The organism is Micromonospora sp. NPDC047620, assembly GCF_043205005.1.
Classification (GTDB): Bacteria; Actinomycetota; Actinomycetes; order Mycobacteriales; family Micromonosporaceae; genus Micromonospora.
Map to the genome: position 1 here is coordinate 86,990 of NZ_JBIDDG010000025.1, position 14,428 is coordinate 101,417.

Genomic DNA, 14,428 nt, shown 5'->3' on the forward strand with positions numbered 1-14,428 from the left:
GCGGGTGCCGGAACGGGAGGAGCGCGATGCGAACCACGAGAACCTGGTGGCGGGCGGCGGTGGTGGTCGTGGCGACCGTGGCCGTCGGCCTGCCGGCGGCCACCGCGACAGCGCGGCCCGCCGCGGAGAGCCTCGGGCCGGTCGTCGAGGGCGGGGTCACCCAGCCGGTGTTCGGCTACGGCGACGCGATCCGCGAGCGGGTCTTCGTCACCTCCGACGTCGACACCGACGCCGACGGCGTGCGCGACGTCGTCGCGATGGACATCATCCGGCCCCGGGCCGGCGACGGCGGGCTGCGTGTGCCGGTGGTGATGGACGCGAGCCCCTACTACTCCACGGTGTGCCGGGGCAACGAGGGTGAGTGCAAGGCCGACCTCGACGGCGACGGCCTCAACGACCGCTGGCCGCTGTACTACGACAACTACTTCGTCCCGCGCGGGTACGCGGTGGTGCTGCTGGACATGATCGGCACCAACAACTCGACCGGTTGCCCGGTCACCGGCGGTCGCGCCGACAACGTCAGCGCGCCGACGGCGATCGACTGGCTCAACGGCCGCCGCCCCGGCCGGGACGCCGCCGGCCGCGCCGTCGTCGCCGACTGGCACAACGGCCGGACCGGCATGATCGGCAAGTCGTACGACGGCACGCTGGCCAACGCGGCCGCGGCCAGCGGGGTGGACGGGCTGGCCACCATCGTGCCGATCTCGGCCATCTCCAGCTGGTACGACTACTCGCGCAGCAACGGCCTCGTCACCCGGGCCAACAACTACTCGGGCAGCCTCGCCAACACCGTCACCGATCCCGACCGCAGGGCGCACTGCGCGCCTGTGCGGGACCGGCTCGGGGACGGCGTCGACGACGTCACGGGCGACTACAACGACTTCTGGGCCGAGCGGGACTACGTCCCGCACGCCGGCCAGGTGCGCGCCAGCGTCTTCGTCGTGCACGGCCTCAACGACAACAATGTCCGGCCGGACCACTTCAGCACCTGGTGGAACGCCCTGGCGGCGCACGACGTCCCCCGCAAGCTCTGGCTGACCGGCACCGGCCACGTCGACCCGTTCGACTTCCGCCGCGCCAGGTGGGTGGACACGCTGCACCGGTGGTTCGACTACTGGCTGTACGGCATCGACAACGGCATCATGGCCGAACCCGCGGTCGACGTCGAGCGCGCACCGGACGTCTGGGAGTCCCACCCCACCTGGCCGCTGCCGGGCGCCAGCCCGACCCAGGTGTTCCTGCAGCCCGGCGTGGACGGGGCAACCGGAGGGCTGTCGGTGCGCCCGCACCCCGGCAACGCCTCGGCGACGTTCCAGGACACGCCCTCGATGAGCCAGACCAACGCCATCCGGCACCCGTCGGACCCGCTGGCGAACACGGATAACCGGCTGGTGTTCCTGTCCGGGCCGCTGCGGGCGCCGCTGCACGTCTCCGGCTCGCCCGTGGTGAAGATCAACGCGTCGGTCGACGGCACGGACACCAGCTTCGCCGGCCTGCTCGTCGACTACGGGACGCGGCCGAGGTTCAGCACCTCCGGCGACGGCATCCGCACGCTTGCCGGGGAGGACTGCTGGGGCGGCGAGGCCACCTGGGGCGGGCACGCGGAGGAGGCCTGCTACCGGCAGACGGAGAAGACCGTGGCCAGCAACCCGCAGGAACTGGTCACCAAGGGCATCCTCGATGGCCTCAACCTGACCTCGCCGACCGTGTCGACACCGCTGGTGCCCGGTGCCAGGAATGCCGTCGACGTGCGGCTGCTCCCCGAGGACTACGTCTTCGACACCGGTCACCAGATCGGCGTGGTCCTGCTCGGCTCGTACTCGGGTTACAGCAGCCGGGCGAAGCAGAACCGGGCCGACATCACCGTGCACTTCGACCGCAGCCGGATCGAGTTGCCCGTCGTCGGCGGCCGGCCGGCGGCGGTGCGGGCCGGCCTGTAGGAGGCCCGGGGACGGGACGCGCGGTGCGCCGGGCGTCCCGTCCCGCCCGTCGCCACCGGTCCGCGTCCCGGCGGGCCGCTCGCCGCCTCGGCCTCAGCCTTCCGGCCGGTCTCAGCGCGGCCTCAGCTCTCCGGCCGGTCTCAGCGCGGCCTCAGCTCTCCGCCCGGCCTCAGCGCGGCTCAGCCCTCCGGCCGGTAGTGGCCGGTGAGTCGGCCCAGCTTCAGCGCCAGGTGCAGACAGAGTCGCTCGTTGCCGTCCTTCAGGTCGGTCTCGGCGAGTTCCTCGATCCGCTGCAGCCGGTAGTAGAGGGTGGTGCGGTGCAGCCGCAGTTGCTCCGCGGTGGCGTGGGCGTTGCCGGCCAGGTCCAGATAGCGTTCCAGGGTGTCCAACAGCACCGGGTTCGCCTGCTCGCGCAGCAGCCGCTCCAGCCCCGGGTGCACGTCGGCGATGTCGAGGTGCCGGTCGTCCAGCCGCGACAGCACCCGGTAGATGCCCAGGCCGGACCAGGAGACCACGCGGCCCAGGGCGGGCAGCCGGACGCCCACCCGGGCGGACTGCAGCGCCTCCGCGTACGACCCGACGGCGTCGGCCAGGCCCGAGCGCGCCTGCCCGACGCCGACGACGGTGCGCTCGACCGAGGCGAGCCCACGGATCGCCTGCTGGAGGTTGTCGTCCAGGAGTTTGGCGGCGACCTCGGGGGAGGGGCGGCCGGCCCCCCGGTCGCCGCAGAGCAGCAGCACGCCGTGGTCGTCGCGTACCACGTGCAGCGCCTCCCGGGTGCCGATCCAGCGCCGGGTGCTGACCAGCGCCTGCTCCAGCGCGAAGCGGGCCGTCTCGTCGGGCGCCTGACCGCCGGGCGTGACGAGCTGCGCGACGAGGGCGGTCGCCGGCGCGTCCCCGACGATGAGCCCCGCCTCCCGCAGCGCCCGCACCGACCGGTCACGGGTCGTCTCGCTGTCCGACAGCAGCGTGCGCGCCGCCTCCGTCTCGCGTCGGGAGGCCAGCTCCCCGAGCAGGTTCTCCCGGTAGAGCGCCAGCGACAGCTCGCTCACCAGCCCGGTGGCCTCGATGTCCGCGCCGGTCATGGTGCCGTCCGGGTCGATGAACCACACGAAGCCCAGCAGCAGGTCCTGGTGCCGGATCGGCACGCAGACCCGGGGCAGGAGGTCGAGTTCCGCCGACGGCGGCGTGCGCACCGGCTCCCGGGCCTCCAGGATGCCGACGTCACGGAACCAGGCCATCACCTCGGGCGTGGTCTGCCGGCGCAGGATCGACGCCTTGCGGACGTCGTCCATCAACCCGGTGTGTTCGCTGTAGGCGACCAGGCGCTGACGCCGGTCCTCGATCAACGCCGGACGCCCGACGTGGGCGGCGAGAGCGTCGACGATGCGCTGCAGCTCACCCTGCATGTGTCCCTCCGGTCGCCCGACCTGCGCCACCGGTGCCCCACACGGGCGTGCGGCCTGTCCGTGGTGTCTCCGTGCTGCCTCGGATCGTTCCTCCCCGACCGGAGTCGATCAAGATCTGACCAGCTCGTCAATAGGTGAGCGCGGTCGGCGGCCCCTGGCGTTACAACGGCAGGCCGTGCGGCGTCTCGGCGGCGGTGTCGATCACCTCGTGCAGGTGCTGCCCCCGGTCCGTGGACCGGGTGAGGAGCGCCGCCGCGTGGGCCTGGCCGCCGAGCAGGACCGTCCGTCGGGGCCCTGCGGCCGGCGCGGCCGATCGGGCGCGGGCTCGGGGTGTCCGGAGTGGGGATGCCCGCGTACGAATGCCAGTGCGTCGGCCATGGTGGCGGTGGCGGCCCCCACCCCCTGCCCCACCAGCGCGTGCAGCGGCGCGAACGGCGGACGCGGCCGGCCGGGCGGCGCGTCGGCGACGAAGACCGCCCACAGTCGATCACCGGTGTGGCTCCACGCCGACACCTGGACCACCTCCCGCTGCACGTCCCCCACCCGGAACGGGCCCTCGGACGACACGCTGAAGTCCCAGTCTGCCTCGTCGATCGCGCCGATCACCGCCCGGAACAGGCCGGGCAGCCGGGCGGCGTGGTCAGGGTGCGGGTCAGGCAACAACGGGGTCACCCCATCCTCGGTAGTGCGCAGTGATCGAGGGCCGCCGTCGGACGAGGGCGCTCCCATGTTGTTGTCGGCACGGCGCCGCGATTCGTAACAGCGTTCCGGTATGACGAATCACATAGCGAGAATCAGGCCCCTGCCCTTGCTGTTTCGGGAGGCCGACGTCAACATGCGCGCGGTGACCGGAGCCCCCATCCCGGTCGCTGCCCGACGTCGAGGCAGCCGGCGCGGGCCGCCGCTCGGCCCGGCGCCTAGCCCAGGATGCGGCCGTTGGGGAGGGGCAGCTCGCGCAGGGGCGGGCGCGTGGGCGGACCCGGGTCCGGCCGCAGCGTGGGCGACCCCGGCAACGGGACGACGAGGCCGGGGGTGGGGGATGCGTCGGGCGTGGGTTTCCCGGGCTGCGACGGGGCGGGCCTGGCGGGCGTCGCCGGCCCCCCGCCGTCCGAGGGCGCCGGGGGCGAGGCGCCCGTCGACGGTGCGCCGGGCGTCGCCACCGGACCGAGCAGCGAGTGTTGCAGGGAGTCGAGTTCCGCGGCCAGTCGGCGGGCGGCGGCCGGGTCGTCGATCGCGGTGAGCTCCGTCCGCGCCTCCGCGAGCAGTGCCCGGGCCTCGTCCACCCGACCTGCGGTGGCGGCGGTGCGGGCGCGCTGGATGGTGTGTTCGACGAGTCGTACGTCCGCCTGTTCCGGATAGAGCACCCTGGTCAGGGACCACAGGGGGCTGTTCGGCCCGGCGTGCCTGCTGCCCACTCCGAGCCCGGTGGAGATGGCAGCGACCGCGACGACGGCGGCGGCGAGACGCAGCACCCCCCGGCCGAGCGGCGCCGGCCGGGCCTTCCTCATCGGCACGGGTTCCCCGGCGGGCCTGAGCGCGTGGTCGCCGTCGGCGAGCTCGTCCCGCCAGGCGGCCAGCATCACGGCGAGGTCGTCGCCCGCCGGTCCTGGCCCGCCGCGGCCGAGCGCGTCGAGCAGCTCGTCGTCCCGGGCGATCGTCGCCAGGTCCAGCTCCTCGCCGCCGTCGCGGGTCTGCTCGCTCATGCCGCCACCTCGTCGAGTGTGTCGCCTGCCAGGGTACGAAGGCGGGCAAGGGCCCTCGACTGGGTCACCCGGACGGCGGCGGCGGACATGCCGACGACGGTGCCGACCTCCTCGGCGGAGAGACCCACCGCCACCCGGAGGACGACGATCTCCCGCTGCACGTCGGGCAGGCGGTCGAGCAGCACTGACAGTCGGCGGGCGAGGTCGGTGGCCACGGCCTGCTGCTCCGGCCCGGGCTCCGCGGCAGGCCGGTCGAGAGGCGTGTCGGTCACCGTGACGGAGGCGGCCCGTACGGCCGCGCGCTGCGCGTCGGCCACCTTGTGCCCCGCGATGGCGTAGACGAACGCCGCGAAGGACGTGCCCTGCTCCCGGTAGCGGGGCAGCGCCCGCAGCACCGCGAGGCAGATCTCCTGGGCGACGTCGTCGGCGGTCACGTACGCGCCGCCGATCCGGCCCAGCCGCGCGCGGCAGTAACGCACCAACCCGGGACGGACGTCGCTGAGCAGCGTCGCGACGGCTGCCCGGTCGCCCTCGGCGGCCCGGCGGACGAGCTCGGGCTCGATCGTTGTCGTCATCGCGTCGCGGAACACCTTCATTACCAGCGGATTACGGGCACGCTATCGAGCCCGGCCCCGTTTGCCTAGCGCACGTTCCGTGCCCGACGCCCGTCGGAAGGTAGTTGCTGCGGTCGGGCCGGTCGCGGCGAGGTCCCCAGTAGGCAGTCACGGAGGCAACCGTGGGCGTCGAGGTGAGACGGTACAGGGGCTGACGAAGTCCTTCGGCGGTCAGCCGGTCGCCCGGTCGGCGTTGCGCCGGTACTGGTTCAGGTGGCTCAGCAGCGGCCGGGTCGGCGTCGGGACGGGCCACCGCACCGGAATTGGTCGGCGCGGCCGCCGGCGTCGGGTGGCAGGGTGGGGCCACCCGAGGTGCGCGGCCCGTGCCGGCCGCCGACCGGCCCGGCGACGACCACCAAGGAGGCCACCGCCGTGACCGATCCACTGCGCGACGGCGACGCCGACGTTGTGCTGCGCCAGGTGTACGAAGCCGCCGGCCCCTACCTGTCGTCCCTGCCGGACCGGCTGGTGCACGACCCCGGCACCGAGCCGCTGCTGCGCGAGCTGTGGCGGCCGGCCGGCGACGGCGAGCTGCCGGAGCGGGGCGAGGGCGCCGCCGCCGCGGTGCGCCGGCTGCTGCGGGTCGGTACGGCCGCCGCCACGCACTCGGCCGGGCCACGGTTCTTCCACTTCATCATCGGCGGGGTGACCCCGGCGGCGCTGGCCGGCGACTGGACCGCCGCGTTGCTGGACCAGAACGCCGCGTTCCGCGCCTCGTCCCCGCTCGCCGCCGAGACGGAGACGATCGCGCTGACCTGGCTGCGGGAGCTGTTCGGCCTGCCGGAGCGGTTCGGCGGTGCGCTGGTCGCCAGCGCCACCTTCGGCAACGTCACCGGGCTCGCCGCCGCCACCCACTGGTGGGCCGAACGGCACGGGGTGGACGTGGCGGCGCGGGGGCTGGCCGGGCTGCCGCGGATGCCGGTGCTCTCCGGCGGGTACGTGCACGCCAGCGATCGCAAGGCCCTGCAACTGCTCGGGCACGGGCGGGACTCGGTCGAGGTCCTCGCCCGCGACGGCGTGGGCCGGGTCGACCTCGCCGAGCTGGAGCGCCGGCTCGCCGAGATCGACGCCCCGGCGGTGCTGATCGCCAGCGCGGGTGAGGTGAACGCCGGTGACTTCGACCCGGTGGCGGAGCTGGCCGACATCGCCGAGCGGCATGGCGCCTGGCTGCACGTCGACGGCGCGTTCGGCATCTTCGCCGCCCTGTCTCCGCGCACCCGTCACCTGGTGGACGGGATCGAGCGGGCCGACTCGATCGCCGGCGACGGCCACAAGTGGCTCAACGTGCCCTACGAGAGCGGGTTCGCGTTCCTGAAGGACCCGGCGCGGCTGCCGGCGGCGTTCGGCATGCCCGGCGCGGCGTACCTGCCGGGGGAGCACAGCGCGCTGCCGTCACCGCCCAGTGGGACGGACTACGCGCTGCTCGGGCCGGAGTCGTCGCGCCGGGCCCGGTCGCTGCCGATCTGGGCGACCCTGGCCGCGTACGGCCGGGACGGGCACCGGGCGATGGTCGAGCGGCACCTCGACCTGGCGCAGCGGCTGGCCGGGCTGGTCGACGAGGCGCCGGAGCTTCAGCGGCTCGCCGACGTGCCGCTGAACATCGTCTGTTTCCGCGCCAACCCGCCCGGCATGCCCGGGGAGGCCCTCGACGACCTCAACCGGCGGCTGGGCGCCGCGCTGCTGGCGGACGGCCGGGTCTACGCCGGCACCACCCTGTACGACGGGCGGGTGGCGTTGCGGCCGGCGATCGTCAACTGGCGCACCACCGAGGGCGACATCGACCTGCTCGTCGACGTGGTCCGCGAGCTGACGGCCAAGCTGACCGGCTGACCGGGACCGCGTCAGTTCGTCGCAGCGCGGCTCGCGCGGAGCACGCAGCGGCCAGCGCCGGCTGGTCGACCCGGTGCGCCCACTATCGGCTGCGCCCGCCGTCGTACCGTCCCGCCGAGTCGGTGAGTTCCCAGAACTCGGCGGGGAGGTGGGTGATGACGTCGTCGTAGTCGCCGGGCGGGATGGCCTCGCGCAGCGTGTCGAAAACCGCCCGCATGCCGGCCTTCGCCGTCGTCCCGTCGACCTCGGCCCGTCCGCTGACCTGTTGGACGAACGCGTCGATACCGAAGCGCTGTGCCTTGTCCCGGGGCGCGAACGCGTAGGCCCGCAGCTCGTTGGGAAGCCGGGCGGAGAGGTCCCGCGCCTCGCCCCCGTCGATCCGCTCCGCCAGGGTCGTGAGCGTGGCGCGCGTGATGGCGGTGGCCTGCTCGGGCGACGTGCGCAGGCGTTTGGCCACCGAGTCGATGAACTCGCTGTTGTCCACCTTCCGGGCCTCCCTCTCCGACGGGTAGCAGCGTCTACCCGGGTGCCGGCGCGGCAAACGGCCGGCTCGGCATCCCGGATCGGGTCCGCGTCGGTCAGGAGGTGGCCGGGGGCTGCCCGGCTCCGCCCGCCGCCATTTTGGCGAACCGCTGGAGGACGCCGGTCCAGCCGCCGTCACCGCCGACCGCGTCGTGCATCGCCCTGCCGCCGGCGAGCCGGTCGAGGTGGCGGTGTTCGAGCTCGACGACGGTTTGGTCGGGCCCGGCGGCGATGAACCGCACCTCGATCTCGCTGGCGCGTGCGGCGTCCGGGTCGTGCTGCCACTCGCCGCTGATCTGCCAGGTCAGGAGCAGTCGGTGCGGGGGCTCCCAGGCGAGCACACGGCCCCAGTCGCACTCGCTGCCGTCGGTGCCGCGCTCGTACCACCGCCCGCCCTCGCCCGGTTGCAGAACCGTCTCGGCGAACTCGGCTCGCCCGATGTGGTACTCGGCGGGCCACCAACTGGTGATGGACTCGGTGAAGACACGGAAGGCGTGCTCGACGGGGGCGTCGACGGTGATCGTCCGGCGGATCGCGGGGATTGTGGATGGGCTGTCCATCACTGCTCCTGTTCGGATTCGGGATCGGCGGGGGCCGCCTCGGCGGCCTTCTGGAAGGCGGTGAGCGTCTCGTCCCAGACCCGGTCCAGGTACGCCCGCATGGCCGCCAGCCCGTCCGGGTTGAGGTGGTAGATGCGACGGGTGCCGGCCGCATGGTCGACGACCAGGCCGCCGTCCTTGAGCACCCGCAGGTGTTGGGACACCGCCGGGCGGCTGATCGGCAACTGCTGGGCAAGCTCGCCCACCGAGCGCGGGCGTCGGGCCAGGAGCTCGAAGATCGCGCGGCGGGTGGGATCGCCGAGGAGACCGAGAGCGCCCCAACCGTAAGTGTCCACGAACGGTAAGCCTAGGCTTACGAAGCGGGGGAGGCAAGAGTTTCCGGCCGCGGGGCTGTCGGGGTGTCTGCGGTGGTGCGGGCTCGGGCGGTGTCGCCGCTGGTCTCCGATCCGGCGGTGGGTCGGCCGCCTCCTCAGCGACTGCGGACGGTCGCCTGGATCCAGTCCTGGATGGTCCTGGTCAACGTCGCGTCCCGGGCCGTCCAGGTGGCGACGACGTCGGGGCCGTAGAAGGTCGACGACTGCCGCCACCCGCCCAGCTGCGCTCACCCTTGGAGCTGTTCGCGGACGCGTCCATGACGACGAGGTTGTCCCTGCGTACGGCCAGGGCGGCGCGTTCGGTGGCCCTGAGCTTGTCGAAGCCCGCCATCTGCGACATCCGGTTCAGCGAGACGACGTGGTCCACCTCGAGTCCCTGGGGCGGCGTCCGCAGGGGGCCGACCTGGTCGGTCTTCACCTTCGCCAGGAGGTCGGCGCGTTCCTTCGACGCGCCGAAGACCTGCCGCATGCGGGTGGTCGGGTCCAGCCGGGCCTGTTCGGCCAGTCGCTCGGCCTTGCCGAGCGCCTCCTCGGCCCGCCGGATCAGGCCCTCGCCGGTCGGTCGGCCGGTCCGCAGGTCGAGGCCGTCGTGCTCCACGAGTTCCTGGTCGATCTCCCGGATCCGCGCCGTGTCCCGGCTGCCCGCCGGCTCCTGGCGCAGGGCGGTCCGTTCGGCCTCCAGCTCTGCTCTCGTCCGCCGCAGCGAGGCGAGCTGCTCGCTGGCGGCCGTGAGCCTGGTCTCGGCCAGGACCTGCTCCTGGGTGGGCGGTCGCCACGCCCTCATGTCCTTCAGCAGCGCCGCGAACGCCTCCTCGTCGGGCCGCTCGGCGGCGAACTGGTCGACGTACCGCATGATCGTCGCCTCGTCCATCCGGCGTCGCTCACCTGTGCTGATGATCCGCCGCACCCGGCGGAACGCCGTGGTGATCTCGGTGCGGCTGGCGCGGGTCATCTTCGACACGTCGCCCATGAGTTCGATCAGCCGGGCGTCCCTGCGCAGCTCGGCGACCGTCTGTACGCCTCTGCGGGCGGCGTAGTACATGACCTTGACCAGGGGCCACGGGTCGACGGCGCCGCCGGAGCCCATCAGCCGACCGGCGGCCTCGCCGAGCGCCTTCCGGTAGCCGAGTTCCGCCGCCGAGCGCGCCTTGAGCGCGTACGAGAGCACCCGGGCGGACAGGTCGACGGAGGCTCTCGTGGGGAACAGTTCGGGGTCGAACGCCTGCTCGACGATGCTGATGCCCTCGATCCGCACCGGGAGGGCCCGGCCGGGGCCCCAGACCAGCAGTGTCAGCGGGCCCTGCGCCGGCAGGATCTCGATCGCGCCCGTGAGCAGCAGCGCCGCGTTCTCGATCATCCGGCTGCTGGGGGATAGAGCAGCAGCTCCAGCGCGGCGAGGTGCGGCATGACCCCATCGCCGCGGCGACCTCGTCGCCGTTGGCGAGCTGGTCCGCCGCGTCGACCTCGAGGGTCAGCGAGATGGTCTCCACCGGGGTGCCGGAGAGACGGTGCGGGTCGGCCGGGCCGGCGGAGGGCGAGTCGGGGCCGCCGCGCGGGCGGACCGTCCGCGTGACCTGGTCAGGGTTGTACTGGAAGACGATGGGCCGGGCTGCCGGCGCACCGAGGTCGACCGCGACGACGGCACCGTGCAGGTGCGCGGACTCCCCGGGAAGCTGGTCATGGGCGTCAGCATGGGCCCGGCTCATCAACCGCTCGTCACGTCCGCGTCACACCTGGGGGTGGGGCCGGGTGCCGACCGTGGTGCGTGGCGCCGCCGTGCGGCCCGGTCGAGGTTCGCGGTAAGCGCTGACGGGAGGCGTTTTCCGGAGATAAAGTGCGTTGTCTCCGGTTTGGACGGAAACATCCGAGTTGAGGAGTTGGCGCATGCCGCACCGCCTGGTCGATCGCGCTGTCGGCGGGCCGGGCGCACCGCGGAGCGCCGGGGCTGTTCCGCCGTCACCGGTCTCGGTCACCCTGTTCGGCTGCTTCCGCCTGGTCGTCGGGGGCGAGGATGTCGCGCTGCCCCTCGGGGTGCAACGGCTGGTGGCGTTGCTCGCCCTGCGCGGGCGGGCGGGCCGCAGCCGGCTGGCGGGACAGCTCTGGCCCGACAACGAGGAGGACCGGGCGCTGGCGAGCCTGCGGACCGCCATGTGGCGCGCCAACCGGGCCGTTCCCGGTCTCGTGGCGGGTGTCGGGCCGTCCCTGGACCTCGGCGCCACGGTCACCGTGGACGCCCGTGACCTGGTGCGGGTGGCCCGACGGCTGACCCAGGGGGACGGCCAGGGCCCGAGGCGATGACCTGCCTGCCGGACAGCGACGTGGAACTCCTCCACGACTGGGACGACGAGTGGCTCGTCGACGAGCGTGAGCGGATGCGGCAACTGTGCCTGCACGTCCAGGAGGCCTTCGCCGACCACCTCGCGGCCGAAGGGCACTTCGGTCTGGCGCTGGAGGTGGCGTTCGCGGTGCTCCGCCATGACGCCCTGCGGGAGAGCGCCCACCGGTCGGTGATCCGGATCCATCTGGCCGAGGGCAACGTCAGCGAGGCGCGGCGGGCGTACGCCACCTGCCAACGGGTGCTGCGGCAGGAGTTGGGCATCCCGCCGAGCCCGGCGACAGCGCGCATGCTGGCGCTGCCGCCGGAGCGTGGCGTGCGCAGGGCGTAGGGGAGGCGCCGGCGGCGTGCGGCGCCCCGGGGTCAGCCGGCGGGCGCGAGTGCCACCGGGGCGCCTCCGGCGAGCCGGCTGCGTTCGGCGGCGAACGCCATCCGGTGGCTGTCCAGGGACTCCTGCGGCCCCGAGCGCATCCGGGACCGGTCGCCGGTGGCCACCGCCTCCACGAAGGCCGCCATCAGCGCCATGTCGCCACCGCCGTGGCCGGAGCCGGCGTCCGCCCCGCCGCCCCGGGTATCGGTGGTGACGGTCTCGCCGGTGACGAAGTCGGTGACGGCGACCTGTTCGCCGTCACCCTCCAGGTAGCCGTGGGTGCCCATGATCCGGGTGCGCCGGTGGCCGCCGGGGGTGAAGGCGCTCATGGTGAGGGTGGCGGTCGCGCCGCCGGCGAACGAGACGGTCACGCTCTGGTGGTCGGCGACGTCGTTCCCGCCGCCGTAGACGCACCGGCCGTACGGTCCGTCGCGGAGCGCGGCGTCCACTCCCTCCTCGGTCAGGTCGCGGGTCACCACCGCCAGCGGCCACTGGTGCCGGTCGGGGTCCGCGAGACAGGCGCGGTAGAAGCGGGCGGCCGAGTACGGGCAGGTCGACTCGACCCGGCAGTCGAGGCAGCGGTCGGCGGCGCCGCGCGGCCGGTTGCCGGGGTGGAAGTGGTGCAGCGCGCCGACGCTGCTGACCCGCGTCGGGGTGTCGTCGACGACGTAGCGCAGCCAGTCCAGGTCGTGGCAGCACTTGGCGAGCAGGCTGCTGGAGGAGTCCTCGGCGCGGCGCCAGTTGCCGCGGACGTAGGAGTGCGCGAAGTGCCACCAGCCGACCGGCTCCAGGTGCTCCACGCCGATGATCCGGCCCAGCGCCCCGCTGTCGACGTACCGCTTCACCGCGTCGGTGTAGCGGGTGTAGCGCAGCACGTGGCAGACGGCGAGCAGCGCGCCGGTCCGCTCGGCCGCCGCGGCGACGGCCTCGCACTCGGCCTCGCCGGGCGCGATCGGCTTTTCCAGCAGGATGTGGTAGCCGAGGTCGGCGAGGCGGACGGCCGGTTCGGCGTGCTCCCGGTCCGGGGTGGCGAGGACGACGGCGTCGGCCAGTCGGGGTTGCGCGGCGAGGTCCTGCCATGATTCGAACGACGCGGACGCCGCGACGCCGTGGGCGTCGGCGAGCGCGGTGCGGTGGGCGGGCCGCGGATCGGCGACCGCGACGACGCGGGCCCGCTCGGGGTGGCGCAGTGCGTATCCGGCGTACGTGCTGCCGCGGTTGCCGGCGCCGACGACGGCGAGGGTGACGGTCATCGGAGTCCTTCGCTATTACGGTTCTGGATCGATCTATCCAGGTATTCACCCGAACAGTAACGATGTGACCTCGGTGCATACGGGCTCTAGTATCGGCCCGGACCGTAAGTTAATGTACTGCGAACCTGACTCCCCCGGAAGGATGCGAGATGCGTGTTCGGAAGAGCCTGTCGGCCGTGGCGGTGGCGACCGTCGCCGCGCTCGCGGCTACGGGCTGTGGCGGTTCCGGCTCCGGTGACTCCGGCAAGGCGACCGTGACAATGTGGACATATCCGGCGATCTTCGACGAGGCGAAGCACCGCGCGCACTGGGACGAGACCATCAAGGCGTTCCAGGCGACCAACCCCGATATCAACGTCAAGGTCGAGATCTTCCCCTGGGCCAACCGCGACCAGGCGCTCGCCACCGCGATCGCGGGCAACAAGGGGCCGGACGTCGTCTACCTGATCCCCGACCAGCTGCCCAAGTACGCCCGCAACATCGAGCCCGTCGACAAGTACCTCGACGAGGCGACCAAGAGCGACCTGCACGCGAACGTGGTGCAGTCGGTGACCATCGACGGCAAGATGATGGGCGCCCCGATCCTCACCAGCGCCTCCACCCCGATCTGCAACAAGAAGGTCTTCGCGGCCGTCGGCGAGACGAACTACCCGACGAGCTGGAACGACCTGCTCACCCTGGCCCCGAAGTTCAAGGCCAAGGGCTACGACATCATCTCGTACGCCGGTGACGCCAAGCAGACCCTGAACCAGACCTTCTACCCGCTGCTCTGGCAGGCCGGCGGCGACGTGTTCAGCCCGGACGGCAAGTCGGTCGCCTTCAACAGCGACGCCGGCAAGAAGGCGCTGAACTTCCTCAAGCAGCTCGTCGACGGCGGCTACGTCGACAAGTCCATGCTCACCGCCGTCCCGCCGATCGAGCAGACCCGCGTCGCGCAGAACAAGGTCGGCTGCAGCTGGTACACGCCGGTCGCCGAGATCGAGAAGTTCTGGGGCAAGGAGAACATCCAGGTCGTCCCGCACTTCACCGAGACCAAGCAGATCGGCTACGGCACCGTCGGCTCGCTGTCGATGCTGAAGACCTCCAAGGACAAGGAGGCGGCCGGCAAGTGGCTGGCCTTCGCCACCAACGCCGAGAACACCAAGAAGTACGACATCGGTGCCAGCCTCTTCTCCCCCAGGAAGTCCAGCGGTCCGCTGTACGCCAGTGACCCCGTCCTCGGGGAGCAGGAGAAGCACGTGGCCACCAGCACGGTCGGCCCGCTGCACGAGAAGGCCCGCGACGTGCAGGGCGTCCTCTCCCCGGAGATCCAGGCCGCCCTGCTCGGCAAGAAGTCCGTGGACCAGGCGCTCGAGGACGCGGCGAAGGCCGCCACTCCGCTGCTCGGATAGTGCCGGCGCGGGGGGGGGGGGGGGGGCCCCCCCCCCCCCCCCCCCCCCGAAGGTTTGTGGGTGGGGGGGAAACACGGGGTCGCGGGGGGGCCCGGGCCCGCGCGCCCCCCCCCCCCCCCCCCCCCCG

14 protein-coding genes are annotated in these 14,428 nt (G+C 73.1%); 5 read left to right on the forward strand and 9 right to left on the reverse strand.

Going from position 1 to position 14,428, the window contains the following annotated elements; genetic code table 11:
- The first annotated feature begins 26 nt into the window (after positions 1–26).
- Positions 27–1,940: a Xaa-Pro dipeptidyl-peptidase gene (locus ACGF5C_RS26190; RefSeq protein WP_393305711.1), complete on the forward strand. Its 1,914-nt coding sequence runs from the start codon at positions 27–29 to the stop codon at positions 1,938–1,940.
- A gap of 179 nt (positions 1,941–2,119) precedes the next feature.
- On the opposite strand, the gene ACGF5C_RS26195 is transcribed toward ACGF5C_RS26190, so the two are convergent.
- The 4 genes from ACGF5C_RS26195 to shbA all read right to left on the reverse strand — a co-directional run bounded on the left by ACGF5C_RS26195 (position 2,120) and on the right by shbA (position 5,627).
- Complete coding sequence (locus ACGF5C_RS26195) at positions 2,120–3,349, reverse strand: PucR family transcriptional regulator (protein ID WP_393305713.1); 1,230 nt, start codon at positions 3,347–3,349, stop codon at positions 2,120–2,122.
- A 201-nt stretch (positions 3,350–3,550) separates the two neighbouring features.
- Positions 3,551–4,021 (reverse strand): hypothetical protein, encoded by a 471-nt coding sequence (locus tag ACGF5C_RS26200; RefSeq protein ID WP_393305715.1) that lies wholly within the window; start codon positions 4,019–4,021, stop codon positions 3,551–3,553.
- 245 nt (positions 4,022–4,266) lie between these two features.
- Entirely contained in the window at positions 4,267–5,052 is a 786-nt protein-coding gene (locus ACGF5C_RS26205) for an anti-sigma-D factor RsdA (RefSeq protein ID WP_393305717.1), read from the reverse strand.
- Entirely contained in the window at positions 5,049–5,627 is a 579-nt protein-coding gene (gene shbA / locus ACGF5C_RS26210) for an RNA polymerase sigma factor ShbA (RefSeq protein WP_393305719.1), read from the reverse strand. Before shbA ends, ACGF5C_RS26205 begins: the two co-directional genes overlap by 4 nt.
- Before the next feature lie 411 nt (positions 5,628–6,038).
- Between shbA and ACGF5C_RS26215 the strand changes: the two genes are divergently transcribed.
- Positions 6,039–7,496 carry a pyridoxal phosphate-dependent decarboxylase family protein gene (locus ACGF5C_RS26215; RefSeq protein WP_393305721.1) on the forward strand — a complete coding sequence of 486 codons (1,458 nt, stop codon included), beginning with the start codon at positions 6,039–6,041 and terminating at the stop codon, positions 7,494–7,496.
- A gap of 82 nt (positions 7,497–7,578) precedes the next feature.
- Here ACGF5C_RS26215 and ACGF5C_RS26220 read toward each other — a convergent pair whose 3' ends face one another.
- The 4 genes from ACGF5C_RS26220 to ACGF5C_RS26235 all read right to left on the reverse strand — a co-directional run bounded on the left by ACGF5C_RS26220 (position 7,579) and on the right by ACGF5C_RS26235 (position 10,309).
- Entirely contained in the window at positions 7,579–7,980 is a 402-nt protein-coding gene (locus ACGF5C_RS26220) for a DUF2267 domain-containing protein (RefSeq protein WP_393305723.1), read from the reverse strand.
- Positions 7,981–8,074: 94 nt separating this feature from the next.
- Positions 8,075–8,578, reverse strand: coding sequence for an SRPBCC family protein (locus tag ACGF5C_RS26225; RefSeq protein WP_393305725.1), 504 nt, complete (start codon positions 8,576–8,578; stop codon positions 8,075–8,077).
- Positions 8,578–8,913, reverse strand: a complete 336-nt coding sequence (locus tag ACGF5C_RS26230; RefSeq protein ID WP_393305727.1) for an ArsR/SmtB family transcription factor — start codon at positions 8,911–8,913, stop codon at positions 8,578–8,580. The genes ACGF5C_RS26225 and ACGF5C_RS26230 overlap by 1 nt, the downstream gene beginning before the upstream one ends.
- Before the next feature lie 181 nt (positions 8,914–9,094).
- Positions 9,095–10,309, reverse strand: coding sequence for a hypothetical protein (locus ACGF5C_RS26235; protein ID WP_393305729.1), 1,215 nt, complete (start codon positions 10,307–10,309; stop codon positions 9,095–9,097).
- Positions 10,310–10,836: 527 nt separating this feature from the next.
- Between ACGF5C_RS26235 and ACGF5C_RS26240 the strand changes: the two genes are divergently transcribed.
- Together ACGF5C_RS26240 and ACGF5C_RS26245 are read left to right on the forward strand one after the other, a co-directional pair.
- Entirely contained in the window at positions 10,837–11,250 is a 414-nt protein-coding gene (locus tag ACGF5C_RS26240) for a hypothetical protein (protein ID WP_393305731.1), read from the forward strand.
- Positions 11,247–11,618 (forward strand): BTAD domain-containing putative transcriptional regulator, encoded by a 372-nt coding sequence (locus ACGF5C_RS26245; protein WP_393305733.1) that lies wholly within the window; start codon positions 11,247–11,249, stop codon positions 11,616–11,618. Before ACGF5C_RS26240 ends, ACGF5C_RS26245 begins: the two co-directional genes overlap by 4 nt.
- Positions 11,619–11,650: 32 nt before the next feature.
- Here ACGF5C_RS26245 and ACGF5C_RS26250 read toward each other — a convergent pair whose 3' ends face one another.
- Complete coding sequence (locus ACGF5C_RS26250) at positions 11,651–12,910, reverse strand: Gfo/Idh/MocA family protein (protein WP_393305735.1); 1,260 nt, start codon at positions 12,908–12,910, stop codon at positions 11,651–11,653.
- Between the two features lie 149 nt (positions 12,911–13,059).
- On the opposite strand from ACGF5C_RS26250, the gene ACGF5C_RS26255 reads away from it, so the two are divergent.
- Complete coding sequence (locus tag ACGF5C_RS26255; RefSeq protein ID WP_393305737.1) at positions 13,060–14,301, forward strand: ABC transporter substrate-binding protein; 1,242 nt, start codon at positions 13,060–13,062, stop codon at positions 14,299–14,301.
- Positions 14,302–14,428 lie beyond the last annotated feature (127 nt).

Coding starts and splice junctions, on each gene's coding strand:
- ACGF5C_RS26190 (WP_393305711.1), top strand. CDS start 27: ATGCGAACCACGAGAACCTGGTGGCGGGCGGCGGTGGTGGTCGTGGCG.
- ACGF5C_RS26195 (WP_393305713.1), bottom strand. CDS start 3,349: ATGCAGGGTGAGCTGCAGCGCATCGTCGACGCTCTCGCCGCCCACGTC.
- ACGF5C_RS26205 (WP_393305717.1), bottom strand. CDS start 5,052: ATGAGCGAGCAGACCCGCGACGGCGGCGAGGAGCTGGACCTGGCGACG.
- shbA (WP_393305719.1), bottom strand. CDS start 5,627: ATGACGACAACGATCGAGCCCGAGCTCGTCCGCCGGGCCGCCGAGGGC.
- ACGF5C_RS26225 (WP_393305725.1), bottom strand. CDS start 8,578: ATGGACAGCCCATCCACAATCCCCGCGATCCGCCGGACGATCACCGTC.
- ACGF5C_RS26235 (WP_393305729.1), bottom strand. CDS start 10,309: ATGATCGAGAACGCGGCGCTGCTGCTCACGGGCGCGATCGAGATCCTG.
- ACGF5C_RS26240 (WP_393305731.1), top strand. CDS start 10,837: ATGCCGCACCGCCTGGTCGATCGCGCTGTCGGCGGGCCGGGCGCACCG.
- ACGF5C_RS26245 (WP_393305733.1), top strand. CDS start 11,247: ATGACCTGCCTGCCGGACAGCGACGTGGAACTCCTCCACGACTGGGAC.
- ACGF5C_RS26250 (WP_393305735.1), bottom strand. CDS start 12,910: ATGACCGTCACCCTCGCCGTCGTCGGCGCCGGCAACCGCGGCAGCACG.
- ACGF5C_RS26255 (WP_393305737.1), top strand. CDS start 13,060: ATGCGTGTTCGGAAGAGCCTGTCGGCCGTGGCGGTGGCGACCGTCGCC.